The sequence below is a fragment of the Streptomyces eurythermus genome, assembly GCF_014649115.1.
GTDB lineage: Bacteria > Actinomycetota > Actinomycetes > Streptomycetales > Streptomycetaceae > Streptomyces > Streptomyces eurythermus.
Window position 1 is genome coordinate 335,360 of record NZ_BMSK01000004.1, and the last position, 24,562, is coordinate 359,921.

Below are 24,562 nucleotides of genomic sequence, written 5' to 3' on the forward strand. Positions count from 1 at the left end.
CCGGTCGGTACGGCGCGTGCGCCGTGCTCCGGTTGCCGGCTGCCGTCCGCCCGCGTGCTCCCAGAGACACCGCGCCCCCGGAAGGCTCCCACGCGCCCCGCGCACGGGATCGCGGCCGCGTACCCGGATCGCAACCCGCGTAAAAGGGCGCGGCCCCGGATCGTGAACCCGGGGCCGCGCCCTGAATGCCGCCGACGCTCAAGGCGTCCTACGCACCGTGTCCGGTGCTCAGTTGTCGTCCTCGTCGATCAGGAACCCGCGCATCGGCGAGGGAGCCTGGCCCATCGGGGACGGGCCCTGCGGACGGACCGGGGCCATGGGCTGCGTCATGGCCGGGGTCATCTGCTGCTGGCCGCCGTAGGACGGACCGGACGGGGCCTGCGAGCCGCCCATCGACTGGTTGCCGCCGTAGGACGGGGCACCGGCGCCGGCCGGAGCCATGGAGGGCGTCGGGGACGGCGGCAGCGAGGCGGTGGCCGGGGTGCGCGGCGGGGCCAGCGAGTCGTCGGCCTGGGTCTCCAGCTGACGCAGCTGCGACTCCAGGTACGACTTCAGCCGCGTGCGGTACTCGCGCTCGAAGCCGCGCAGGTCCTCGACCTTGCGCTCCAGCGTGGCGCGCGCGGACTCCAGGGAGCCCATGGCGACGCGGTGCTTCTCCTGCGCGTCCCGCTCCAGGGCGTCGGCCTTGGCACGGGCGTCACGCTCCAGACCCTCGGCACGGCTGCGGGCCTCGCCGACGATCTTGTTGGCCTCGGAACGGGCCTCGGCGATCGCCTGGTCGGCGGTCTGCTGGGCCAGCGAGAGGACACGGGCGGCGCTGTCGCCACCGGGGCCCTGACCGGGGCCGCCCATCGGACCGCCCATGGGGCCACCCATGGGACCGCCCATCGGGCCGCCCATCTGCTGCTGCATGGGCGGCTGACCGCCCATCGGGCCCTGACCCATCGGACCCTGGCCCATCGGGCCGGGACCCTGCGGGCCGCCCTGACCGCCGGGGCCGGCGGGCAGCTGCGGGGCACCGCTCGGCAGCTGGGGCGGACCACCCATGGGGCCACCCATCTGCTGCTGCGGCGGGCCCGATATCCCGGCGGGCACCGGCTGGCCGGGACCTCGCATGCCCTGCTGCTGCTGGGGGTGTTGCTGCTGCGGGTGTTGCTGCTGCTGGTCCTGCTCCGGAGGCTTGCGCGCGTTCTGCTGGTTCTGCGCGGCGGCACGCGTCGCGGCGGCCAGCTTGGCGCGCAGGTCCTCGTTCTCCCGGAGCAGACGGGTCAGTTCGGCTTCGACCTCGTCGAGGAAGGCATCGACCTCGTCCTCGTCATAGCCTTCTCGGAGGCGGACGGTCGTGAACTGCTTGTTCCGCACGTCCTCGGGGGTCAACGGCATCTCTTCACCTCAACGTAGTCATCGGCAGTCGGCAAGACCGGATCGCCCACCCTCATCTCACGAAACCCTGCACGATGGAGATGAGAATGTAGACGATGATCATCAGTACGAAGAAGGACAGGTCGAGCGCCACGCCCCCGAGACGCAGCGGCGGGATGAACCGCCGCAGAAGCTTCAGCGGTGGATCGGTGACAGTGTAGGTGGCCTCCAGAACGACCACCATCGCCTTGCCGGGTTGCCACGAGCGGGCGAACTGGAAGACGTAGTCCATGACCAGCCGGAAGATGAGGATGACGAGGAACACCATCAGCGCGATGTAGATCACCTGCGCGAACACGCTCATGGCCTGCGGTTCCCTCTCCCCTGTCCATGCTTTTCCGTGCTTCGGTCCTGCGTTGCGTCTCAGCTCTGGTTGAAGAACCCGCCCTCTGCGATGCGGGCCTTGTCCTCCGCCGTGACATCGACGTTAGCAGGAGACAACAGGAACACCTTCTGCGTCACCCGTTCGATGCTGCCGTGAAGACCAAACACCAAACCGGCCGCAAAGTCGACAAGTCGCTTCGCGTCTGTGTCATCCATCTCAGTCAGATTCATGATCACCGGGGTGCCCTCACGGAAGTGTTCCCCGATGGTACGGGCCTCGTTGTAGGTCCGCGGGTGAAGCGTGGTGATTCGGTAAGGCTCTCGTTCCGACACAACCTTGGGCATGATCACCGGCGCGTTCTTCTCCAGGGACTGACGTTCTTGTGTGATGGATGCCACGGGCGCGATGCGCGCCGGACGTCCGGATTCCGCGGCGAGCGAAGTCGAACGGGCAACCGGTTCGCGGGGCGCGGGCGGCTGCACGATCCGCACCTCTTCGTCCCTTTGGGGCGAATGCGCACCATGCGGCTGATGTGACGGTTCGTGCCGCCGGTGGTCCCGCTCGGGCTCCGGGTCCAGCTCCGGCTCGAAGTCGTCGTCGGGGTCGAATCCACGGCCGTCGTACCCATCGTCCTCCACGAGGCCGAGGTAGACCGCCATCTTGCGCATCGCGCCGGCCATGCTCTGAGTCCTCCGCTCTGTGGTGGATCGGCTGACGACTGCCAAGTGCCCGCGATCCACGTGGTCGTTGTGCCCAACTTCACGGGCATTGACCATATTTTCTGCTGTGGTCCGACTTCTTGGCGACGTTACCCGAGCCGGGGTCGGACTCCGAGTACCGCGGTGCCAATGCGCACATGTGTCGCCCCGGCGGCCACGGCCTGTTCGAGGTCCGCGCTCATCCCTGCCGACACCATGGTTGCAGCCGGATGAGCCCGGCGCAGGTCGGTCGACAAATCCATGAGCCGCTCGAACGCCGCCTGTTCGCGTCCCGCGTACTCCCCGGTGAGCGGGGCGACGGTCATCAGTCCGTCGAGCCGCAGCCCGGGCGCGTCGGCGACAAGACCGGCCAACTCTTCGATTCCGCCGGGGGCCACGCCGCCGCGGTCGCCCCGGCCGCTCGCCCCGGCGTCGAGCGCGACCTGGAGCAGACAGCCCACCTCGCGCCCCGTCCGCACCGCCTCCTTCGACAGCGCGGTGACGAGCCGGGAACGGTCGACCGACTGCACGACATCGGCGTAACCGACCACGGAACGCACCTTGTTGGTCTGCAACTGACCGACAAAGTGCCACTTCAGCGGCAGATCCGCACAGGCGGCGGCCTTCGGGGCCGCCTCCTGGTCGCGGTTCTCGGCGACATGGCGCACACCGAGCTCCGACAGGATGCGCACATCGCTCGCCGGGTGGGTCTTGGTGACCACGATCAGGGTCACCTCCTCCCGGTCGCGCCCCGCCGCCGCACACGCGGCGGTGATGCGCTCCTCCACCTTCGCCAGGTTCGCGGCGAGTTCGGTCTTACGGTCCGTCATGCCCTATCAGTCCAGCCAGACATAGCCGGCGAGCCGCCCGGTGGTGCGGTCGCGGCGGTATGAGAAGTGATCCTTCGACTCCAGCGTGCACACCGGCGTTCGCGCCCGGTCGCACACCCCGAGCCGGTCGAGCTGCGCATGCACCCCGGCGCACACATCCACCGCCGGCGTGCCCCAGCTCGTCTCGGCGTGCGCCGCCGGTTCGACGGCGGCCACCTCGGCGCGCATCGCCTCCGGCACCTCGTAGCACCGGCCGCACACGGCCGGTCCGGTACGGGCGACGATCCGGCCCGGCTCGGCGCCGAGTCCGACCATGGCCCGTACGGCGGCGGGGACGACGCCCTTGACCATGCCGGGCCGGCCGGCGTGGGCCGCGGCGACGACCTTGGCGACGGGGTCGGCCAGCAGCACCGGCACGCAGTCGGCGGTCAGGACGGCCAGGGCCAGTCCGCGCCGCGCGGTGACGACCGCGTCGGCATCCGGCACCGGGCCCTCGCCCCACGGCTCGTCCACCACGGCGACGTCGGCGCCGTGCACCTGGTTCATCCACACCACCAGGTCCGGGTCCAGGCCGAGCGACTTCGCCGCCAGTTCGCGGTTGCCGCGCACCGCCTCGGGTGCGTCGCCGACCGCGCCGCCGAGGTTCAGCTCCTCATACGGAGCGGCGCTCACCCCGCCCCACCGGTCGGTGAAGGCGAAGTGCGCGCCGCTCACGCTCTCGCGCCGTCCTATCACTTGAGGAAGTCCGGGACGTCCAGTTCCTCGGCCGCGCTGTCCGAGTAGGTCCGGGGCGCCGGGGGTACCGGCGGGGCGACCGGGATGTCCGGCACCGGCTCGGGCGCCGGCTCCGGCTCCTCCTTGGGCTTGACGCTGCCCAGCGAGCCGAAGGACGGGCGGCTGGGCTCGTTCGGCCGGGGCGGGGCGGGCTCCTCGCGGCGGGCGGGGGCCGAACCGGAGGCCGAGCCCAGGACATTGTCCCGGCGGGCCGGCGGCTGGCCGCCGTCGAAGCCGGCCGCGATCACGGTGACCCGCACCTCGTCGCCGAGGGCGTCGTCGATGACCGCGCCGAAGATGATGTTGGCCTCGGGGTGGGCGGCCTCGCTGACCAGCTGGGCGGCCTCGTTGATCTCGAACAGGCCGAGGTCGGAGCCGCCGGAGATGGAGAGCAGGACGCCCCGGGCGCCGTCGATGGACGCCTCCAGCAGCGGCGAGGAGATCGCCATCTCGGCCGCGGCCACCGCGCGGTCGTCGCCGCGGGCCGAGCCGATGCCCATGAGGGCCGAACCGGCCTCGGACATGACCGACTTCACGTCGGCGAAGTCCAGGTTGATCAGGCCGGGGGTGGTGATGAGGTCGGTGATGCCCTGAACACCGGAGAGCAGGACCTGGTCCGCGGACTTGAAGGCGTCCAGGACCGAGACCTGGCGGTCCGAGATGGACAGCAGCCGGTCGTTCGGGATGACGATGAGGGTGTCGACCTCTTCGCGCAGTTCGGCGATGCCGTCCTCGGCCTGGTTCGCGCGACGCCGTCCCTCGAAGGTGAACGGGCGCGTGACCACGCCGATGGTCAGGGCGCCGAGCGAGCGCGCGATGTTGGCCACGACGGGCGCCCCGCCGGTGCCGGTGCCGCCGCCTTCACCGGCCGTCACGAAGACCATGTCGGCCCCCTTGAGGACCTCCTCGATCTCCTCGCGGTGGTCCTCGGCGGCCTTGCGGCCGACGGCCGGGTTGGCTCCGGCGCCGAGTCCGCGGGTGAGTTCGCGGCCGACGTCGAGCTTGACGTCGGCGTCGCTCATCAACAGCGCCTGTGCGTCGGTGTTGATGGCGATGAACTCGACGCCCTTGAGACCGACCTCGATCATCCGGTTGATGGCATTGACACCACCGCCGCCGACACCGATGACCTTGATGACTGCGAGGTAGTTCTGCGGTGCTGCCACGTCGAAGGCCTCTCGCCTCGAATTACGTTGTCGCCGCCGTGCGGTGCCCCGCGCCGGGACGACGGATGCCGAATGGGACGGTCCGTAGCGCCGACCCGAACCCTAACCCTGAAGTTTAGGGTTACCAGTGTGTCTGTTCCCTGGAGTCTTCCGAACAGGACACTAAGTCGACAAGTGGCGCCCGTTCAACGAACACGCCGAACCTCCCGTTTTTCTTTTCACCCTATGTGATCAGCCGTAGCCGTGCCCAACCAGGGGGCTGGCCTGGGCTGATGTGCGTCAACTTCCCGATGACGCAGGGGCGGTGGGGACGGTGACGTCGAAGTGCCGTGCGCCCGGGGATGCTTTCATGAGAGCCGTGAGGGCCCGCGCCTTGGCGCGCCCCTGCTCGTCGCTGCCCCACACCACCGTGCGGCCGTCGCCCAACTCGACCGAGACGGCGTCGTAGGAGCGCACCCGAACGGTCCGGGCGGCGTGCGCCACGGGGGCGGGCAGGTCGCCGGCGACCCGGACGGCCGCGCGCACGAGCCGGCCGGTGCCGAAGCGCCGCAGGCTCGCGGCTCCGGGCCCCTTGCGGGAGGCGGACAATTCCAGGCTCGGAACGCCTTTCGGCGCCTGCGAAACCGTGGCGAAACGGACACCTTCGTCATCGACTTCGACGAAGTTCCCGCCTTTTCGGAGCAGCAGGACCGGAGTGCGTTCGGTCACGTTCAGGGCGATTCCCCGGGGCCAGGAACGCACCACGTCCACGGTGTCGATCCGGGGCAGTCTCCGGCGCAGCCGGGCCGCGATGGCTTCCGTGTCGACGGACGCCATGGGTTCCCCGACGGGCACGTCCGCCGCCTCGCGGACCTCCGCGGGGGTCAGCACGCGCGTGCCCGACACCGGGACGTGGCGCACCCGCAGCCACTGCGAGCCGTACAACACCCAGGCGCCACCGGCTCCGAGGAGGAGGACGGCCACGGCCAGGATGACGATCGTACGAAGACGCCGTCCGGCGCCGCGGGCGGGCGGCGGACCGGACGACCCCTGCTGGCGTTCCCCGCGCTCGGCGGTTGTCGGTCCGGCCACCGTCACTGCCCTTTCGTCATACAGTCCTAACGGCGCGAGGCGATCGCCTCGTACACCATGCCGACGAGCAGCTCGTCGGCGTCCCGGCGGCCGAACTCGCTTGCCGCGCGGGACATCTCGTACAGCCGGTGCGGGTCGGCCAGCACGGGCAGCACGTTCTGCTGCACCCACTCCGGCGTCAGTTCCGCGTCGTCGACGAGGAGTCCGCCGCCGGCCTTGACCACCGGCTGGGCGTTCAGCCGCTGTTCGCCGTTGCCGATGGGCAGCGGGACGTACGCGGCCGGCAGGCCCACGGCGGAGAGTTCGGCGACGGTCATCGCGCCCGCGCGGCACAGCATCATGTCGGCCGCGGCGTACGCGAGGTCCATCCGGTCCAGGTAACTTACCGGGATGTAGGGGGGCATTCCCGGCATCTGCTGCACCTGCGGCAGTTCGTTCTTCGGACCGACCGCGTGCAGGATCTGGATGCCGGCCTGCTGGAGCCAGGGGGCGACGGTCTGCGTCACCTCGTTCAGCCGCCGGGCGCCCTGGGAGCCGCCGGAGACGAGCAGCGTGGGCAGGTTCGGGTCGAGGCCGAAGCGGTGGCGGGCCTCGGGGCGGACGGCCGCTCGGTCCAGCGTGGCGATGGAGCGGCGCAGCGGGATGCCGATGTAACGGGCGTCACGCAGCTTGCTGTCCGGTGTGGAGACGGCGACCCGGGCCGCGTAGCGCGAGCCGATCTTGTTGGCCAGGCCGGGGCGGGCGTTGGCCTCGTGGATCACGATGGGCACCCCGAGGCGCTTGGCGGCCAGATAGCCGGGCAGCGCGACGTAGCCGCCGAAGCCGACCACGACGTCCGCCTTGGTGCGCTCCAGGATCTGCTCCGCGGCCTTGATCGTGCCGCGCAGCCGGCCCGGGACGGTGATCAGCTCGGGGGTGGGCTTGCGGGGCAGCGGCACCGCGGGGATCAGCGCCAGTTCATAGCCGCGCTCCGGGACGAGCCGGGTCTCCAGGCCGCGCTCCGTGCCCAGGGCCGTGATTCCCACGGTCGGGTCCTGCCTGCGCAGGGCGTCCGCGAGGGCGAGCGCGGGCTCGATGTGGCCGGCGGTCCCCCCACCGGCGAGTACGACATGCACCGAAATTCACCGCTCTCCGGACGAACGCGCCGCCGAGGCACGCCGTCGCATCGTGTTCCATCTCCGAGGCCCCCGCTCGGCACCGGAGCCTCCCGCCCGCTTTCTACCAAAGCGGGGTTGCCGCATCGCAAGCGCTGCCCGCGCAGCGGGCTCGTCGCGTGCGAAGGCGATCAGCAGCCCGATGGCGAACATGGTCGGCAGCAGGGCGGACCCTCCGTAGGAGAACAGCGGGAGCGGTACGCCGGCGATCGGCAGCAGGCCGAGCACCGCACCGATGTTGATCACCGCCTGGGCGGTGATCCAGGTGGTCACGCCTCCCGCGGCGTACCTCACGAAGGGGTCCTCCGTGCGTCCGGCCACGCGGATACCCGCATAGCCTAGAGCCGCGAACAGGGCGAGCACCGACAGCGTCCCCGCCAGGCCCAGTTCCTCACCGGTGACGGCGAAGATGAAGTCGGTGTGGGCTTCGGGGAGTTGGCCCCATTTTTCCACACTCGCACCGAGTCCGGAGCCGAAGAACCCCCCGGAGGCGAGCGCGTAGATCCCGTGCACGGCCTGCCAGCAGTCGGCGACCCCGCTCCGGGGCTCGGTGGCGCCGATGCAGGCGAGCCGGGCCATCCGGTTGTCGCTGGTCTTGATCAGGAGCACCCCGATCAGTCCGGCCACCGACAGTACCCCGGCGAACAGCCGGGTCGGCGCTCCCGCGAGCCACAGCAGGCCGAAGAGGATCGCCGTGAGAATGATCGCGGTGCCCATGTCGCCGCCCAGCATGATCAGCCCGAGCAGCAGGAAGGTGACCGGGACCAGCGGTACCAGCATGTGCTTCCACTGGGCCAGCAGCCTTCTCTCCTGCTTGCGGGCGATCAGGTCGGCGCCCCACAGCACCAGGGCGAGCTTGCCGAACTCGCTGGGCTGGATCTGGAAGGAGCCGCCGAGGGAGATCCAGTTCTGGTTGCCGTTGACCGACATCCCTATCCCCGGCACCTGCACCAGGGCCATCAGGAAGACGGCGGCGGCGAGGATCGGGTAGGCCAGCGCCCGGTGCAGTTTCACCGGCATGCGGGAGGCGGCGAACAGCAGTGCGCCGCCGATGAGTGCGGCGAGGAACTGCTTGCGGAAGAAGTACGACCCGGGCAGCGACAGTTGGAGCGCGGTGATCTGGGAGGCCGAGTAGACCATCACCAGGCCCAGCACGGTGATCAGCACGCTGCCGCCGAGGATCAGGTAGTAGGCGGTCAGCGGCCGGTCCCAGGCCTTGCGGGCGCGGGTGTAGAGCCGCTGTACGGGGTTCTCGCTCGGGACGCGGGGAACGGCGGGACGGCGGGACGCCCGCTGTACGGGCGGCCGGCCGGTGCGGCTACCGGGCATCGGTGCCTCCGCCGAACGTCGAACGTCCCACGCGTCCCTTGAACGTCGACCGTCCCACGCGTCCCTCCCAAGATCCGCCCGGCAGGCGGCCGGGCTCAGGCGCCGAGTTCGCGGACCGCCGCCGCGAACGCGTCGCCGCGCTGGTTGTAGTTGGTGAACATGTCCATGGAGGCGCAGGCCGGGGCCAGCAGCACCGTGTCGCCGGGCCGGGCCAGCCGCCTGGCCTCCGTCACCGCCTGGAGCATCGCCCCAGTGTCGGTCCGGTCGAGGTCCACCACGGGTACTTCCGGGGCGTGTCGCGCGAGGGCGTCGCGGATCAGGGCCCGATCGGCACCGATCAGGACCGCGCCCCGCAGCCGCTGCGCCGACTTGGCGACCAGTTCGTCGAAGGTGGCGCCCTTCGCCAGTCCGCCCGCGATCCATACGATCGACTCATATGCCGCCAACGACGCTTCCGCGGCATGGGTGTTGGTGGCCTTGGAGTCGTCCACGTACGCGACCCCGTCGAGGTCGGCGACGTGCGCGATGCGGTGGGCGTCCGGGCGGAAGGCCCGCAGGCCGTCGCGTACGGCGGTGGCGGGCACCCCGAAGGCGCGCGCGAGGGCCGCCGCCGCGAGGGCGTTGGCGATGTTGTGCGGGGCCGGCGGGTGGATGTCGGAGACCTCGGCCAGCTCCTGCGCGTTCTTCTGCCGGTTCTCCACGAAGGCGCGGTCGACCAGGATGCCGTCCACGACGCCGAGTTGGGACGGCCCCGGGGCGCCGAGGGTGAACCCGATCGCCCGGCAGCCCTCCTCGACGTCGGCCTCGCGCACCAGGTCCTCGGTGGCCTTGTCGGCGACGTTGTAGACGCAGGCGACCTTGTTGCCCTCGTAGATACGGCCCTTGTCGCGCGCGTACGCCTCCATGGAGCCGTGCCAGTCCAGGTGGTCCGGCGCGAGGTTGAGGACGGCGGCCGAGTGGGCGCGCAGTGAGGGCGCCCAGTGCAGCTGGTAGCTGGACAGCTCCACGGCGAGCACGTCGTACTCCTCCTCGCCGAGGACCGCGTCCAGCAGGGAGACGCCGATGTTGCCGACGGCGGCCGTCCGCAGGCCCGCCGCCTTCAGGATGGAGGCGAGCATCTGCACGGTGGTGGTCTTGCCGTTGGTGCCCGTGACGGCCAGCCAGGGGGCCGCGTCCGGGCCGCGCAGCCGCCAGGCCAGCTCCACGTCGCCCCAGACCGGCACACCGGCCCGCTCGGCGGCGCGGAACAGCGGCTTGCCGGGCTGCCAGCCGGGCGCGGTGACGACCAGCTCGGTGCCCTCCGGCAGGGAGGAGCCGTCACCGAGGCGCACGGTGATGCCGAGCGCCTCCAGTTCCGCGGCCTGTTCCCGCGCGCGGGCGTCGTCGCCGTCGTTGACGACCGTGACGACCGCGCCGCGCGCGTGCAGCGCCTTGGCCGCCGGGACGCCGGAGACGCCGAGCCCGGCGACGGTGACGTGCTTGCCCTGGAAGTCGAAGAGCCCCGAGGTGGAGGTCACTTGTCCGCTGCCCATCCCGCGTAGAAGAGGCCCAGTCCGACGATCACACAGATGCCCTGGATGATCCAGAAGCGGACCACCACCAGGACTTCGGACCAGCCCTTGAGTTCGAAGTGGTGCTGGAGTGGCGCCATCCGGAAGACGCGCTTGCCGGTGAGCCGGAAGGAGCCGACCTGGATGACGACCGACATGGTGATGAGGACGAACAGGCCGCCCATGATGGCCACCAGCAGCTCCGTGCGGGAGAGGATGGCCAGGCCGGTGAGGACACCGCCGAGGGCGAGCGAGCCGGTGTCGCCCATGAAGATCTTCGCCGGCGAGGTGTTCCACCACAGGAAGCCGAGGCAGGCGCCCATCAGCGCGGAGGCGACCACCGCGAGGTCGAGCGGGTCGCGCACCTCGTAGCAGGCGCCGGGGTTGGTCAGGGTCTGCGCGTTGGCGCAGGACTCCTGGAACTGCCAGACGCCGATGAAGGTGTAGGCGCCGAAGACGAGCACGGAGGCGCCGGTGGCCAGACCGTCCAGACCGTCGGTGAGGTTCACGCCGTTCGACATCGCGAGGATCATGAACAGCGCCCAGACGACGAACAGCACCGGGCCGATCGACCAGCCGAAGTCGGTGATGAACGACAGCTTCGTGGAGGCCGGGGTGTTGCCGCGGGAGTCGGAGAACTGCAGCGACAGCACGGCGAAGGCGATGCCGACGATCAGCTGGCCGGCCATCTTCGCCTTGGCCCGCAGGCCCAGCGAACGCCGCTTGACGATCTTGATGTAGTCGTCGAGGAAGCCGACCAGGCCCATGCCGAACATCAGGCCGAGGACCAGCAGACCGGAGTAGGTCGGCGCGTAGCCGGTGATGAGCTTGCTCAGGAAGTACGCGGCGATGGTCGCCAGGATGAAGGCGATACCGCCCATGGTCGGCGTACCGCGCTTGCTGGCGTGCTCGCGCGGGCCGTCGTCGCGGATGTACTGGCCGTAGCCCTTGCGGGCCAGCAGCTTGATCAGCAGCGGGGTGCCGACCAGCGTCAGGAAGAGGCCAATGACTCCCGAGAACAGGATCTGCTTCATCATCGGGCGGCGACCTCACCCTCGCCGGCCTCGACGAGCGCCTGGGCGACGCTCTCCAGCCCCACCGACCGGGACGCCTTCACGAGCACGACGTCCCCCGGGCGCAACTCGCTGCGCAACAGGTCGACCGCCGCCTGTGCGTCGGACACGTGCACCGACTCCTCACCCCACGAACCCTCGTTATATGCGCCCAATTGCAGCCAGGAGGCCTCAATCCCCCCGACGGCGACGAGCTTGCTGACGTTGAGCCGGACGGCGAGCCGTCCGACGGCGTCGTGCTCGGCGAGCGCCTCGTCCCCCAGCTCGGCCATCTTGCCGAGCACCGCCCACGTACGGCGCCCCTTGCCCATGGCCGCGAGCGCCCTGAGGGCGGCCCGCATGGACTCGGGGTTGGCGTTGTAGGCGTCGTTGACGATGGTCACGCCGTCCGGGCGCTCGGTGACCTCCATGCGCCACCGGGAGAGGGAGCCCGCCTCGGAGAGCGCGAGGGCGATCTCTTCCGCGGACATGCCCAGCTCATGGGCGACGGCGGCCGCGGCGAGCGCGTTCGACACGTGGTGCTCACCGTACAGGCGCATCGTCACATCGCTTGCACCGGAGGGTGTGTGAAGCCTGAAGGAGGGCTGTCCGCTGTCCGTGAGTCGTACGTTCTCGGCGCGTACGTCCGCTTCGGCCGACTCTCCGAAAAGGACCACCTTCGCCTGGGTACGGGAGGCCATGGCCTTCACCAGCGGGTCGTCGGCGTTGAGGATCGCCGCGCCGCCCTCGCTCGCCGGGGGCAACGCCTCCACCAGCTCGCCCTTGGCCTGGGCGATCTGCTCGCGCCCGCCGAACTCGCCGATGTGCGCGGAGCCGACGTTGAGCACCAGGCCGATCCGCGGCGGGGTGAGGCCGGTGAGGTAGCGGATGTGCCCGATGCCGCGGGCGCCCATCTCCAGCACGAGGAACCGCGTCTCCTCGGTGGCGGACAGGGCGGTCAGCGGCAGCCCGATCTCGTTGTTGAGCGAGCCGGGCGTGAACACGGTCGGCGCCTTGCGCCCGAGGACCTGGGCGATCAGGTCCTTGGTGCTGGTCTTGCCGGCCGAGCCGGTCAGCGCCACGAGGGTCGTGCCGAGCCGGCCCACGACGTGCCGGGCGAGGGCGCCGAGGGCGGTCTGGACGTCGTCCACCACGATGGCGGGGACGCCGACCGGCCGGGCGGCCAGCACGGCGACCGCGCCGGCCTCGACGACCTGCCGGGCGTAGTCGTGGCCGTCCACGCGCTCGCCGACGAAGGCGGCGAACAGGCTGCCGGGCACCACCTCCCGGGAGTCCCGGACGACCGGTCCCGTGACCTGCACGGACGGATCCGGTATGTCGTGCGTCTGCCCGCCGACGACTGCTGCGATCTCGGCGAGGGAGAGGGCGATCACAAGTTCATCCCTGGGTCTTCTGGATAGCTTCGCGAAGCACCTGGCGGTCGTCGAAGGGACGGATCACGCCGGCGATGTCCTGGCCCTGCTCGTGACCCTTGCCCGCGACCAGCACCGTGTCGCCGGCCTGGGCGCGGCCCACGGCGGCGGCGACGGCGGCGGCCCGGTCCTCGAAGAGGAGCACCTCGCCGCGCTCGTGCGCGGGCACCGAGGCGGCGCCCTGGAGCATGGTCGCGAGGATCGCGAGGGGGTCCTCGGAACGGGGGTTGTCGGAGGTCAGTACGGCCGTGTCGGCGAGCCGGGCGACGGCGGCGCCCATCGGGGCGCGCTTGCTCCGGTCGCGGTCGCCGCCGCAGCCCAGGACGACGTGCAGCCGGCCCTTGGTGACCTTGCGCAGCGCCCTGAGCACCGACTCGACCGCGTCCGTCTTGTGGGCGTAGTCGACGACCGCGAGGTAGGGCTGCCCGGCGTCGACGCGCTCCAGGCGGCCCGGCACGCCCGGTACGGCGGCGATGCCGTCGGCGGCGGTCTGCGGGTCGAGGCCGGCGGCGGCGAGGGCGACGATGGCGGCGAGGGTGTTCGCCACGTTGAAGGGACCGGCGATCGGCGACCTGGCGTGCACCCGCTCGCCGTCCGGGCCGAGCACGGTGAACGTCGAGTCCATCGGGCCGATCTGCACGTCCTGGGCGCGCCAGTCGGCGTCGGGGTGGCCCTCGGCGGAGTAGGTGACGACCGGGACGGTCGCCTCCTTGGCGAGCCGGCGGCCGTACTCGTCGTCGGCGTTGACCACGCCGAGCCTGCTGCGCTCGGGGGTGAACAGCTGCGCCTTGGCCCGGAAGTAGTCCTCCATGTCGGAGTGGAACTCCATGTGTTCCGGGCTGAGGTTGGTGAAGACGGCGATGTCGAAGACGCAGCCGTCGACCCGGCCGAGGACCAGGGCGTGGCTGGAGACCTCCATGGCGACCGCCTCGACGCCGCGTTCGCGCATGACGGCGAACAGGGCCTGGAGGTCGGTGGCCTCGGGGGTGGTGCGCTCGGACTTGATCCGCTCGTCGCCGATGCGGGTCTCGACGGTGCCGACCAGCCCGGTGGCCCGGGCGGTCCGCAGGCCGCCCTCCACCAGGTAGGCGGTGGTGGTCTTGCCGGAGGTGCCGGTGATGCCGATCTGGAGCAGATCGCGGCCGGGGTGGCCGTAGATCCGGGCCGCCAGCTCGCCCATCCGGCCGCGCGGGTCGTCCACGACCAGGACGGGCAGGCCCGTGGCGGCGGCGCGCTCGGCGCCGTCGGCGTCGGTGAGCACGGCGACCGCGCCGAGGCCGGCGGCCTGGGTGACGAAGTCGGCGCCGTGCAGCCGGGCGCCCGGCAGGGCGGCGTACAGGTCGCCGGGGCGGACGGCGCGCGAGTCGTGGGTGATGCCCGTGACCTCGGCGGCGGTATCCGCGGCGGCGGTACCCAGCTGATCGGCCAGTTCCGCGAGGGGTGTGGCGGAGACCTGGACCGGTCGCGGCGGTCCCGGATATGTCACGGAAGCGCCTTTCTGGGTGGTTTGGGACTGATCAGCGTGTGGCACGGCGGTGAGCGTACCGGGCGTACCGGCTCCGGAGCTAAGCGAGGGGCTCTGGGGCCCTTGGTTCCCGGGATCGGGGGTGATCGTTGTCACGGGTTCGTTCCTGGTGTTTCCGTGCTGACCAGTGGGGGTGCTGATCAGGGCTTGTACTCGACGGGCAGGCTGGCGGGCTTCGCGCCGGTGGGGGGGACCTGGAGGGTCTTGAGGGCGAACTCCATCACCTGCTTGTAGATGGGACCGCAGATCTGGCCGCCGAAATAGCTGCCGGAGGTGGCGTTCTGGATGGCGCAGTAGACGGTGATCCTCGGATTGTCGGCGGGGGCGAAACCGGCGAAGGACGAGGTGTAGCCGCGGTAGCGGCCGGTGGCCGGATCCACTCGGTTGGCCGTGCCGGTCTTGCCCGCCACCCGGTACCCGGGGATGCGGGCCTTGATGCCGGTGCCCTGCTCGTCGTCCACCACGGACTCCAGCATCTGGGCGAGGCTCTTGGCGGTCCTGGCGCTGACCACCCGGGTTTTCTTGGGCTGCGGCGCCGGGGTGAACCGTCCGTCGGCGCCCTTGGTGCCGCGCACCAGGGTGGGCTCGACCCGGACGCCGCCGTTGGCGATCGTCGAGTACACGGAGGCGGCCTGCATGGCGTTGATGGAGAAGCCCTGGCCGAAAGGGATCGTGTACTGCTGCGAGGTGGACCACTTCTGCGGCGGCGCGAGGATGCCGGGGGTCTCGCCGGGGAAGCCGAGTCCGGTGTAGCCGCCGATGCCGAACTTGCGCAGGTAGGAGTAGAGGACCTTGTTGGCCTCGGGCTGGCTCTTGGCGAGTTCGCCGGTGGCCAGGATGGTGCCGATGTTGCTGGACTTGGCTAGCACGCCGTTGAGCGTGAGGTACCAGGTGCGGTGGTCGATGTCGTCCTGGAACAGCCGGTCGCCGCGGTGCAGCCGGTTGGGTACGACGACGTGGGTGAGCGGGGTGGCCACGTTCCGCTCCAGCACGGCCGCCATCGACATCACCTTGGCGGTGGAGCCGGGCTCGTAGGCGTCCTGGAGGGCCGCGTTGCCCATGGCGTCGCCGTCGGCCTTCGACAGGTCGTTGGGGTCGAAGCCGGGCGAGTTGGCCATGGCCAGGATCTGGCCGGTGCGGGTGTCCTGGACGATGACGTAGCCGCGGTCCGCCTTGGACTTCGCCACCTGCTCGGTGATGGCGTTCTGCGCGGCCCACTGGATGTCCCGGTCGATGGTCAGCTCGACGTCGGCGCCGGGCACGGCCCGCGTCTCCGTCGATCCGACCGTGGGGACCTCGCGGCCGCCGGCCTGGGCGTAGCGGACCTTGCCGTCCTTGCCGGTGAGCTGCTTGTCGAGCTGCTGCTCGATGCCGCCGCCGCCCCTGCCGTCGGCGTTGACCCAGCCCAGTATCCCGGCGGCCAGGTCGCCGTTGGGGTACACGCGCTGGCTGCTGGGGTCCGCGAAGACGCCGGCCAGCACGTTGACGGTGGTCCGGTCGGTGCCGGACTTCTTGGCGAGCGCCGTCTTCAGGTCCTTGATCTGCTTCCAGACCTGCGGGGTCTGCCGGGCGGCGAGGCGGGTGTAGCGGGAGTTCTTGTTCGCGGGCCGCAGCTTCTTGACGAGGGTGGCCTGGTCCTGGCCGAGGATCGGGGCGAGCAGCGCGGCGGCCCGCTCCGGCCCGTCGCTGATCTTCAGCTGCTTGACGCCGAACATGGTCGGGTCGGCCGTGATGTCGTAGGCGTCCTCGCTGACGGCGAGGGCGACGCCGTTGCGGTCGGTGATCTCGCCGCGCTCGGCGGCCAGGGTGTGCACCACGTACCGGTTCTGCTCGGCCCGCGCCGCGTAGGCGCTCGCGTCGACGGCCTGCACCTGGAGCAGCCGTACGACGAAGACGAGCAGCACCAGCGTCAGGGCGAGGCCGACCAGGCGCAGCCGGGGCCGGGGGCTGCCGAGCCGGAGCGGGGCGGGCGGCATGGGCCGGGCCCCGCCGGGCCGGCGCGCCGGCCGCGCCCCGGGCCCGGGCTGCCGCCGGACGGCCCCCCTGGGCCGCGGCGGCTTGGCGGGCCCGGGCACACGGCGGCGCGGCGCTTGCCTGTCGGACACTTCCGTCACCTGCCGGGAGTCGGGTTGGACACGGACGGGGGGACGGCGGCCGGGGCCGCGGGACCGGCCGGCGGGACCGTGGGGGCCGTCGTGGGCGCCGGGGTGCCGGGCGGGAGCAGTGCGCCGGGGTCGGCGGCCGGGCCGGACAGCGCCGTGGTGCCGGGGGCTGCGGCCGGGGCGGAGAGGGCCGCCGGTGCGGGGGCGGCACTGGGGACGCCCTTGACGGTGCCGTCGGGGCCGAGGAAGGCGGGGTCGCCGCCGGGGACCATGCCGAGTTCGCGGGCGCGCCGCTGGAGGGCGTCGGGGGCCGAGTAGGCGTCGATGTCCCGCTGGAGGGCCTGCTCCTCGTCGGTGAGCGTCTTCGTCCGCTTCTGCAGGTCCGCGAGTTCGAACGAGCCTTCGCTGAGAGCGGAGTTCAGCACCAGCAGCCCGATGAGACCGCCGCCGAGCAGCACGACGACGAGGAGCACGAACGGGGTGCGGGCCGCCTGGGCGCGGCCGGCCGGGAAGAGCCGGGCCAGCCGCGCGGCCCTCCCCCTCAGCTCGGGTTTCCTGCTCACCGCTCCCCCGGTACGGGGATGCCGCTCCCCCGGTGCGCGAAGGAGACCCTCCGACCCGTCTCGCTCACTCCACGTCCTCCCTGATGCGCTCGGCGCCCCGCAGCCTGGCCGGTGCCGCCCGGCGGTTCTCCGCGATCTCCTCCTCGGTGGGAAGTTCGGCACCACGGGTGAGCAGCTTGAGCCGCGGCTGGTATCGCTCGGGCACGACCGGCAGCCCGGGCGGCGCGGTGGAGGCCGCCCCGGCCGCGAACACGTGCTTGACGAGCCGGTCCTCGAGCGAGTGGTACGACAGCACGGCGATGCGCCCGCCGACGTCCAGGGCCTTCACGGCCGCCGGGATCGCCCGCTCCAGCACGGACAGCTCGCCGTTGACCTCGATGCGCAGCGCCTGGAAGGTGCGCTTGGCGGGGTTGCCGCCGGTGCGCTTGGCGGCCTGCGGCAGGGCGTCCCGGATGAGTTCCACGAGCCGCGCGCTGGTGCTGAACGGCTCCTTCTCCCGCTCCCGCACGATCGCGGCGACGATCCGCTTGGCCTGCTTCTCCTCGCCGTACGCGCGCAGGATGCGCACGAGTTCGCCGGGCGGGTAAGTGTTGAGGACCTCGGCGGCGCTGATGCCGGTCGTCTGGTCCATGCGCATGTCCAGCGGCGCGTCCTGCGCGTAGGCGAAGCCGCGGCCGGCCTCGTCGAGCTGCATGGAGGAGACCCCGAGGTCGAACAGCACACCCCGCACGCGCGGGATGCCGAGCCGGCCGAGGACGTCGGGCAGCTCGTCGTACACGGCGTGCACCAGGGTGGCGCGCTCGCCGAAGGGCGCCAGCCGCTCGCCGGACAGCCGCAGCGCCTCCTTGTCCCGGTCCAGGCCGATCAGCCGCGCGTCCGGGAACCGGGTCAGCAGCGCCTCGCTGTGCCCGCCGAGGCCGAGGGTGCAGTCGACGACCACGGCTCCGGGGCGCTCCAGGGCGGGCGCCAGCAGGTCCAGGCACCGCTGGAGCATCACCGGGACGTGTCGACTCTGGCTCAAGGGGGCCTCTCAGTTCCGGCGGGCCGTACGCACCGTCGGTCCCCCGAGCCGTACGTACGCGCCGCGCGCGCGGGGAGACGGATCCGGGCGGTGCCGGGGTCTCCGGGGGTTTCACCAGCGGGGAGAGACTCGTCTCCCGCTTTCGCGTCACTTTAGTCCACGCCGTCCCCGGGTCAATCAACCGGCCTGCGCGTCGCGCACGGCGGCCCCGCGGGAATCCGGACCGGCACCGGCCCACCCGTTCGGGGCATCTCCCCCACTCTGTGGGTTCGCTCACAACAAGCCACGATGGCGTTCTTTGTCCCCTCTCACAGCAGGCCGGAACGGCACGTGACCAGTAACGTCGGCGGTATGACGACTTCCGCAACAGCACACACTGGGTCCGAAGGCGCCATAAAGACCGGCGACGACGTGACCGACCGCCTCCTGGCGGCCAACCGGCGCTACGCCGAGGCATTCGAGGACCCGGGCATGGACGCCCGCCCCGTTCTGCATGTCGCCGTGGTCGCCTGCATGGACGCCCGGCTCGACCTGCACGAGGCCCTCGGTCTGGAGCTCGGCGACTGCCACACCATCCGCAACGCGGGCGGTGTGGTCACCGACGACGTGATCCGGTCGCTGACCATCAGCCAGCGCAAGCTCGGCACCCGCAGCGTCGTACTGATCCACCACACCAACTGCGGCCTGGAGTCCCTGACCGAGGACTTCCGTTCCGAGCTGGAGATGGAGGTCGGGCAGCGGCCGGCCTGGGCGGTGGAGTCCTTCCGGGACGTGGACCAGGACGTGCGCCAGTCCATGCAGCGGGTGCGCACCTCGCCCTTCCTGCTGCACACCGACGACGTCCGCGGCTTCGTCTTCGACGTGCGCACCGGTCTGCTGCGCGAGGTCGACCCGGCCTGACCCGGAACGTACCGGCCGGCCGCCCCGGTACGTGTCCCGCCACCCGCGCCGACACCGCCGAGAACCCGGTCGGACAAGTCGTATGACCGCCATCGCGGGGGCAGTTGTCCACAGGCGGTGACACGAATCGGTAACGGCAGCGAGAATGCGGGGTGTGGCACCATGCGGAACCTTTTCCGCGTGGTGTCCGTGTTTCGGGGTGGGCCGGTTGCGCAGTGACAGCGTCGGTCCGGCAAAGAATGGGCCGAGGAGGGCCGGGTGACGACCTATGACGATCGAGCGAGCCTCACGGATGTGACCGCCACAGTGCAACGGGTGCGCGGTTCGGTGGAGGGCGTGATCGAGGGCAAACCCGAGGTCGTACGGCTCGCGCTGACCGTGCTGCTCGCCGAGGGCCATCTGCTGATCGAGGACGTCCCCGGGGTGGGCAAGACCATGCTCGCCAAGGCGCTGGCGCGGTCCATCGACTGCTCGGTGCGGCGCATCCAGTTCACCCCCGACCTGCTGCCCTCGGACATCACGGGTGTGTCGATCTGGGACCAGCAGCGCCGGGACTTCGAGTTCAAGCCGGGCGCCATCTTCGCCCAGATCGTGATCGGCGACGAGATCAACCGCGCCTCGCCCAAGACCCAGTCCGCGCTGCTGGAGTCCATGGAGGAGCGGCAGGTCACCATCGACGGGCAGACGTACGAACTGCCCAGCCCCTTCATGGTGGTGGCCACCCAGAACCCGGTGGAGATGGAGGGCACCTATCCGCTGCCCGAGGCCCAGCGCGACCGCTTCATGGCCCGCGTCTCCGTCGGCTATCCGAGCGTGGAGTCCGAGCTGCGGATGCTCGACGTGCACGGCGGGGTCAGCCCCCTGGAGGACCTCCAGCCGGTGGCGCACGCGCACGAGATCGTGAAGCTGGTCGAGGCGGTGCGCGGTGTGCACGTCGCCGAGCCGGTCCGGCGGTACGCGGTCGAGCTGGTCGCCGCCACCCGCACCCACCCCGACCTCAGACTCGGCGCCTCCCCGCGCGCGACGCTGCACCTGCTGCGCGCGGCCAAGGCCACCGCGGCCCTGGCCGGCCGGGAGTACGCGCTGCCGGACGACGTGCAGGCGCTCGCCGTCGCCGTCCTCGCCCACCGCCTGCTGCCCACCGCGCAGGCCCAGCTCAACCGCCGCACGGCCGAACAGGTGGTGCTGGAGATCCTCCAGCGCACCCCGGTGCCCGCGGCCCCCGGCCGGCCGGGCGGACCCGGTGATCTCGGCCGGACCATCCCCACCTACCCGCAGCAGCCTCCGCGAGGTCTGTGATGAGCCCAGGGGGGACCGGGCCGGCCGAGCCCGGACGCGGGCAGGCGGGCGGGGTCCGCACGGCCCTGTCGGGTCTGACCACCCGCGGCCGTTCCTTCCTCGCGGCCGGGATCGCCGCCGCGGTCTGCGCGTTCGTGCTGGGCCACAGCGATCTGCTGCGGGTCGGGCTGCTGCTCGCCGTGCTGCCGCTGATCTGCGCCACCGTGCTGTACCGCACCCGCTACCGGGTGGCCGCGAGCCGCCTGCTCGCCCCCGCGCGGGTGCCGGCCGGCGGCGAGGCCCGGGTGCACCTGCGCATGGACAACGTCTCCCGGCTGCCCACCGGCCTGCTGATGCTCCAGGACCGGGTGCCCTACGTCCTCGGGCCGCGCCCCCGGTTCGTGCTGGACCGGATGGAGCCGGGCGGCCACCGCGAGGTGTCCTACCGGGTCCGCTCCGATCTGCGCGGCCGCTATCCGCTGGGCCCGCTCCAGCTGCGGCTGACGGACCCCTTCGGGATGTGCGAGCTGACCCGCTCCTTCGCGACGCAGGACATGCTGACGGTCATCCCGCGCGTGACCCCGCTGCCCCCGGTCCGCTTCGCCGGCGAGGCCACGGGCTACGGCGACGGACGGCAGCGCTCGCCGGCCCTCGCGGGCGAGGACGACGTCATCCCGCGCGGCTACCGCTACGGCGACGACCTGCGCCGGGTGCACTGGCGCTCCACCGCGCGCTACGGCGAGCTGATGGTGCGCCGCGAGGAGCAGCCCCGGCGCTCCCGGTGCACCGTGCTGCTGGACACCCGCGGCGGTGCCTACGAGGGCGCGGGCCCGGACTCGGCCTTCGAGTGGGCCGTCTCCGCCACCGCCTCGGTGCTGGCGCACATGCTGGAGCGCGGCTTCTCGGTGCGGCTGCTGACCGACGGCGGCAGCACGGTGCCCGGCGAGGGCGGCGACGGCTTCGGGGGCACCGGCCAGGAGTCGGCGGAGACGGCCGGGCTGCTGCTGGACACCCTCGCGGTGATCGACTACTCCGACGGCACCGGCCTGTCCCACGCCTACGAGGCGCTGCGCACCGGGAACGAGGGGCTGCTGATCGCCTTCCTCGGCGACCTGGACGAGGAGCAGACCACCACGGTCGCCAAGATGAGCCGGCGCGGCGGCGGCGCCGTCGCCTTCGTGCTGGACCCCGACGTGTGGACGCGGGAGGCGACCGACGTGCCCCGGGCCGGCCACCGGCACGAGGAGCGGCTGCGGATGCTGCGCGAGGCGGGCTGGACGGCGCTGAGCGTGCCGCGCGGCGCCGCGGTGGAGGAGCTGTGGCGGCAGGCGGACCGGGAGCGCTCGGGCCTGGCGTCGCTGAGCGGGGAGGCTCGGGGATGAGCGGACGGGCACGACTGGCGCTGTGCGCGGCGGCGGCCACACTGATGGCCTCCTGCGCACTGCTGCCGCTGCTCTCCGAGCCGACCTGGCTGCTGCAACTGGTGCCGCTGGTGGCCGTGCAGACCGGGGTGGGCGCGGCGGCCCGGCGGATCCCGCTGGGCCGGACGCTGACGCTGGCGGCCCAGCTCCTGGTCACCCTGGTGCTGCTGACCCTGGTGTGCGCCCGGCAGCACGCGATCGCCGGGCTGATCCCGGGCCCGGACACCGTCCGGTACCTCGCCGAGCTGCTCCGTCAGGGCACGGACGACATCGGCCGGTACGCGATACCGGCGCCGGTCACCGACGGCATCAGGCTGATGCTGATCGGCGGTGTGCTGCTGGTCGGGCTGCTGGTGGACACGCTCGCGGTGACCTTCCGCAGCGCGGCCCCGGCCGGACTGCCGCTGCTCGCGCTGTACTCGGTGGCCGCGGGGCTGTCCGACGGCGGCGCCGACTGGCTGTGGTTCCTGGTGGCGGCGGCCGGTTATCTGATGCTGCTGCTCGCCGAGGGCCGGGACCGGCTCGCCCAGTGGGGCCGGGTCTTCGGCGGCCCGCCCCGGATACCGGGCGCCCCGGCGGCGGTGCCGCTCGCCCCGGTGCGCACCGGCCGCCGGATCGGCGCGGCCGCGCTCGGGGTGGCCCTCGTCCTGCCGCTGGCGCTGCCCTCGCTGCCCGCCGGCCTGCTGGAGCGGGCCCGCGAGGGCGTGGGGGCGGGCGGCGTGGGCGCGGTCTCGGCGGTCGACCCGCTGGTGGCGCTGCACGACAACCTGAACAGCGAGGACGCCCGCCAGGTGCTGTCCCTGCGGACCAGCACCAACGACCTCTCCGACCTGTATCTGCGGATCGTCTCCCTGGACGATTTCGACGGCACCACCTGGAAGGCGTCCCGGCGCGCCTACGCCGACGTGCCGGACCCGCTGCCCACGCCGGCCGGTCTGGACGGGGCCGTCCGGCGCGACACGATACGCACGACGATCACCGCGGAGGACACCTACGCCCAGGACTCGCTGCCGATGCCCTACCCGCCGAGCCGGGTGCGGGTCAGCGGCCGGTGGCGGTACGAGCCGGTCGGGATGACCCTGTCCGGCGACCACGGCCAGACCACGCGGGGCGAGCGCTACGAGGTCACGAGCCTGGACGTGGAGCCGACCGCCGAACAGCTGGCCGCCGCGCCGCCACCGCCGGCCGCCCTGTGGGAGCAGTACACGAAGGTGCCGTCCTCGCTGCCGAAGGTGGTGGCCCGCACCGCCAAGGAGGTCACCGCGGGCGCGAGCAGCCACTACGAGGAGGCCGTCAAGCTCCAGGACTACTTCGCCGTCACGGGGGGCTTCCAGTACGACACCCAGGTGGAGGCCGGCCAGGGTCCGCGCGCCATCGCGAACTTCCTGGAGGACAAGCAGGGCTTCTGCGTCCACTTCTCGTTCGCGATGGCGGCGATGGCGCGCACGCTCGGCATCCCGGCCCGGGTCGCGGTGGGCTTCGCGCCGGGCAGTCCGCAGTCCGACGGCACGGTCGTGGTGAACCAGCGGGACGCCCATGCCTGGCCCGAGCTGTACTTCGAGGGCGTGGGCTGGACCCGTTTCGAGCCCACCCCGACCCGGGGCACCACGCCGTCGTACACCCAGTCGGACACCCCCGGCAGCTCGCTGCCGGACGAGACGCTGCCGTCCCGGCGCGCCTCCTCGGCGCCCTCGGCGGCGGCCTCGCCGAGCGAGAGCTGCGCCGGGGAACCGCGCCGGCCGCAGTCCTGCCACAGCCCGTCCGCGGCGGCGATCCCGCACCACGACCCCGACGACTCCAACTGGTGGGTGTGGCCGCTGGCCGGCGCGGGCGCGCTGCTGGTCCTGGTGGTGCCGCTGTCGCCCCTGCTGTGGCGGCGGCGGACGCGCGCGCTGCGGCTGGGCGGCCACGACCGGACCCCGGGGGGCGCCGCGGCGCACACCCTGGCCGCCTGGCAGGAGCTGACGGACAGCGCCTGGGACCACGGCATCGCCCCGGACGAGTCGCTGACCCCGCGCAAGGCCGCCGAGCGGATGGTGCGGCTGGGGCGGCTGGAGCCGGGGGCCGGGGCCGCGGTGCACCGGGTGGCGGACGCGGTGGAACAGGTGCTGTACGCGCCCCGGCCGCGCCCGGCGGCGGGAACGGCGCGGGACGTGCGCGAGGCGATCGAGGGCCTGCGGAGCGTGGCGAGCGCCGGGACCCGGCTGCGAGCGCTGTTCCTGCCCCGCTCGTCGGCCCGGGCGTGGTGGGCGGTGTCGGCCCGCTGGTCGGCGCTGCGGGCCCGGGCCGCTGCGGCCCGGCCGGCCCTGCGCCGCCCGTCCCGGCAGCACGGCTGAGGGGCCCCGCGAGCACGGCACTCGCGGGCACGGCTGAGGGGCGGCCACCTTCCGGTGGCCGCCCCTCACGTGTGTCCCGGGGTCAGCGACCCTGTTCGTCCCGGCGGCGCTGCCAGCGCTCCTCGATCCGGTCCATCACGGAGCGTCTGGGCCGCACCTGCCGACGGGCGACGCCTGGTGGCTGCTCACCAGGTTTGGGGGCCTTGCGCCAGCCGGTGACGGCCAGCACGGCACACCCCAGCATGACGAGGAAACCCACCACGCTGACCCAGATCAGCTGCATGACCATTCCGGTCATGAGGAGCGCGATACCGATGAGGAAACCCGCGACCGCCTGGTAGACCCGCCGGCGGGTGTACGTCCGCAGCCCGTTTCCCTCAAGCGCCGACGCGAACTTCGGATCTTCGGCGTACAGCGCTCGCTCCATCTGCTCGAGCATGCGCTGCTCGTGCTCCGAGAGCGGCACGGAGTCCTCCTCATCGTGCAGTCGCCGGGGCGACCCGGGGGGTCCCTTCAGGATAGGCAGGGAATCGCCCCCGTGAAACCCGCCCCTCTACGCCAATTGGCCAACCGGATTCCGTCATGGCCGTCCGGCTCGCTGAGGCTTCCATT

Annotated in this window: 21 protein-coding genes; 4 read left to right on the forward strand and 17 right to left on the reverse strand. The window is 72.1% G+C overall.

Going from position 1 to position 24,562, the window contains the following annotated elements; all coding sequences use genetic code 11:
* Nucleotides 1–228: 228 nt before the first annotated feature.
* The 16 genes from IE251_RS09390 to rsmH form a co-directional block, all read right to left on the reverse strand.
* A complete protein-coding gene (locus tag IE251_RS09390; protein ID WP_189752438.1) occupies nucleotides 229–1,383 on the reverse strand; it encodes a DivIVA domain-containing protein in 1,155 nt (384 codons plus the stop codon).
* A gap of 52 nt (nucleotides 1,384–1,435) precedes the next feature.
* Nucleotides 1,436–1,726 (reverse strand): YggT family protein, encoded by a 291-nt coding sequence (locus tag IE251_RS09395; protein WP_030605475.1) that lies wholly within the window; start codon nucleotides 1,724–1,726, stop codon nucleotides 1,436–1,438.
* A gap of 59 nt (nucleotides 1,727–1,785) precedes the next feature.
* The gene (locus IE251_RS09400; RefSeq protein WP_030605477.1) at nucleotides 1,786–2,427 is read right to left on the reverse strand and encodes a cell division protein SepF; all 642 of its coding nucleotides are present in this window, start codon (nucleotides 2,425–2,427) and stop codon (nucleotides 1,786–1,788) included.
* Nucleotides 2,428–2,555: 128 nt separating this feature from the next.
* Nucleotides 2,556–3,275 (reverse strand): YggS family pyridoxal phosphate-dependent enzyme, encoded by a 720-nt coding sequence (locus tag IE251_RS09405; RefSeq protein ID WP_189752439.1) that lies wholly within the window; start codon nucleotides 3,273–3,275, stop codon nucleotides 2,556–2,558.
* 6 nt (nucleotides 3,276–3,281) lie between these two features.
* On the reverse strand, nucleotides 3,282–4,010 hold the full coding sequence (pgeF, locus tag IE251_RS09410; RefSeq protein ID WP_189752440.1) for a peptidoglycan editing factor PgeF: 729 nt from the start codon (nucleotides 4,008–4,010) through the stop codon (nucleotides 3,282–3,284).
* Nucleotides 4,007–5,215: a cell division protein FtsZ gene (gene ftsZ, locus IE251_RS09415; protein ID WP_189752441.1), complete on the reverse strand. Its 1,209-nt coding sequence runs from the start codon at nucleotides 5,213–5,215 to the stop codon at nucleotides 4,007–4,009. Before ftsZ ends, pgeF begins: the two co-directional genes overlap by 4 nt.
* Nucleotides 5,216–5,494: 279 nt before the next feature.
* The gene (locus tag IE251_RS09420) at nucleotides 5,495–6,286 is read right to left on the reverse strand and encodes a cell division protein FtsQ/DivIB (protein ID WP_189752442.1); all 792 of its coding nucleotides are present in this window, start codon (nucleotides 6,284–6,286) and stop codon (nucleotides 5,495–5,497) included.
* A gap of 26 nt (nucleotides 6,287–6,312) precedes the next feature.
* Nucleotides 6,313–7,401, reverse strand: coding sequence for an undecaprenyldiphospho-muramoylpentapeptide beta-N-acetylglucosaminyltransferase (gene murG / locus IE251_RS09425; RefSeq protein WP_030783441.1), 1,089 nt, complete (start codon nucleotides 7,399–7,401; stop codon nucleotides 6,313–6,315).
* Between the two features lie 6 nt (nucleotides 7,402–7,407).
* Nucleotides 7,408–8,769, reverse strand: coding sequence for a putative lipid II flippase FtsW (ftsW, locus tag IE251_RS09430; protein WP_189752443.1), 1,362 nt, complete (start codon nucleotides 8,767–8,769; stop codon nucleotides 7,408–7,410).
* Between the two features lie 95 nt (nucleotides 8,770–8,864).
* Nucleotides 8,865–10,301 carry a UDP-N-acetylmuramoyl-L-alanine--D-glutamate ligase gene (murD, locus tag IE251_RS09435; protein ID WP_189752444.1) on the reverse strand — a complete coding sequence of 479 codons (1,437 nt, stop codon included), beginning with the start codon at nucleotides 10,299–10,301 and terminating at the stop codon, nucleotides 8,865–8,867.
* On the reverse strand, nucleotides 10,283–11,353 hold the full coding sequence (gene mraY, locus IE251_RS09440) for a phospho-N-acetylmuramoyl-pentapeptide-transferase (protein ID WP_030605496.1): 1,071 nt from the start codon (nucleotides 11,351–11,353) through the stop codon (nucleotides 10,283–10,285). The genes murD and mraY overlap by 19 nt, the downstream gene beginning before the upstream one ends.
* Complete coding sequence (locus IE251_RS09445; protein ID WP_189752445.1) at nucleotides 11,353–12,765, reverse strand: UDP-N-acetylmuramoyl-tripeptide--D-alanyl-D-alanine ligase; 1,413 nt, start codon at nucleotides 12,763–12,765, stop codon at nucleotides 11,353–11,355. Before IE251_RS09445 ends, mraY begins: the two co-directional genes overlap by 1 nt.
* A gap of 4 nt (nucleotides 12,766–12,769) precedes the next feature.
* The gene (locus tag IE251_RS09450) at nucleotides 12,770–14,290 is read right to left on the reverse strand and encodes a UDP-N-acetylmuramoyl-L-alanyl-D-glutamate--2,6-diaminopimelate ligase (RefSeq protein ID WP_189752446.1); all 1,521 of its coding nucleotides are present in this window, start codon (nucleotides 14,288–14,290) and stop codon (nucleotides 12,770–12,772) included.
* A gap of 179 nt (nucleotides 14,291–14,469) precedes the next feature.
* On the reverse strand, nucleotides 14,470–16,434 hold the full coding sequence (locus IE251_RS09455; RefSeq protein ID WP_308436571.1) for a peptidoglycan D,D-transpeptidase FtsI family protein: 1,965 nt from the start codon (nucleotides 16,432–16,434) through the stop codon (nucleotides 14,470–14,472).
* A 5-nt stretch (nucleotides 16,435–16,439) separates the two neighbouring features.
* Nucleotides 16,440–16,994: a cell division protein FtsL gene (gene ftsL / locus IE251_RS09460; RefSeq protein WP_189752448.1), complete on the reverse strand. Its 555-nt coding sequence runs from the start codon at nucleotides 16,992–16,994 to the stop codon at nucleotides 16,440–16,442.
* Nucleotides 16,995–17,058: 64 nt separating this feature from the next.
* A complete protein-coding gene (gene rsmH, locus IE251_RS09465) occupies nucleotides 17,059–18,015 on the reverse strand; it encodes a 16S rRNA (cytosine(1402)-N(4))-methyltransferase RsmH (RefSeq protein WP_189752449.1) in 957 nt (318 codons plus the stop codon).
* Nucleotides 18,016–18,303: 288 nt separating this feature from the next.
* Here rsmH and IE251_RS09470 point away from each other — a divergent pair, with 288 nt between their 5' ends.
* From IE251_RS09470 to IE251_RS09485, 4 genes are all read left to right on the forward strand, one after another.
* Nucleotides 18,304–18,915: a beta-class carbonic anhydrase gene (locus tag IE251_RS09470; protein ID WP_189752450.1), complete on the forward strand. Its 612-nt coding sequence runs from the start codon at nucleotides 18,304–18,306 to the stop codon at nucleotides 18,913–18,915.
* Between the two features lie 258 nt (nucleotides 18,916–19,173).
* Entirely contained in the window at nucleotides 19,174–20,214 is a 1,041-nt protein-coding gene (locus IE251_RS09475; protein WP_189752451.1) for an AAA family ATPase, read from the forward strand.
* A complete protein-coding gene (locus tag IE251_RS09480) occupies nucleotides 20,214–21,575 on the forward strand; it encodes a DUF58 domain-containing protein (protein ID WP_189752452.1) in 1,362 nt (453 codons plus the stop codon). Before IE251_RS09475 ends, IE251_RS09480 begins: the two co-directional genes overlap by 1 nt.
* A complete protein-coding gene (locus tag IE251_RS09485) occupies nucleotides 21,572–23,950 on the forward strand; it encodes a transglutaminase TgpA family protein (protein WP_189752453.1) in 2,379 nt (792 codons plus the stop codon). Before IE251_RS09480 ends, IE251_RS09485 begins: the two co-directional genes overlap by 4 nt.
* A gap of 82 nt (nucleotides 23,951–24,032) precedes the next feature.
* Here the strand turns inward: IE251_RS09485 and IE251_RS09490 are convergent, their stop codons facing one another.
* Nucleotides 24,033–24,416: an SCO2097 family morphological protein gene (locus IE251_RS09490; RefSeq protein WP_189752454.1), complete on the reverse strand. Its 384-nt coding sequence runs from the start codon at nucleotides 24,414–24,416 to the stop codon at nucleotides 24,033–24,035.
* Between the last annotated feature and the right edge of the window lie 146 nt (nucleotides 24,417–24,562).

Coding starts and splice junctions, on each gene's coding strand:
- IE251_RS09390 (WP_189752438.1), bottom strand. CDS start 1,383: ATGCCGTTGACCCCCGAGGACGTGCGGAACAAGCAGTTCACGACCGTC.
- IE251_RS09395 (WP_030605475.1), bottom strand. CDS start 1,726: ATGAGCGTGTTCGCGCAGGTGATCTACATCGCGCTGATGGTGTTCCTC.
- IE251_RS09400 (WP_030605477.1), bottom strand. CDS start 2,427: ATGGCCGGCGCGATGCGCAAGATGGCGGTCTACCTCGGCCTCGTGGAG.
- IE251_RS09405 (WP_189752439.1), bottom strand. CDS start 3,275: ATGACGGACCGTAAGACCGAACTCGCCGCGAACCTGGCGAAGGTGGAG.
- ftsW (WP_189752443.1), bottom strand. CDS start 8,769: ATGCCCGGTAGCCGCACCGGCCGGCCGCCCGTACAGCGGGCGTCCCGC.
- murD (WP_189752444.1), bottom strand. CDS start 10,301: ATGGGCAGCGGACAAGTGACCTCCACCTCGGGGCTCTTCGACTTCCAG.
- mraY (WP_030605496.1), bottom strand. CDS start 11,353: ATGAAGCAGATCCTGTTCTCGGGAGTCATTGGCCTCTTCCTGACGCTG.
- IE251_RS09470 (WP_189752450.1), top strand. CDS start 18,304: ATGGCGTTCTTTGTCCCCTCTCACAGCAGGCCGGAACGGCACGTGACC.
- IE251_RS09480 (WP_189752452.1), top strand. CDS start 20,214: ATGAGCCCAGGGGGGACCGGGCCGGCCGAGCCCGGACGCGGGCAGGCG.
- IE251_RS09485 (WP_189752453.1), top strand. CDS start 21,572: ATGAGCGGACGGGCACGACTGGCGCTGTGCGCGGCGGCGGCCACACTG.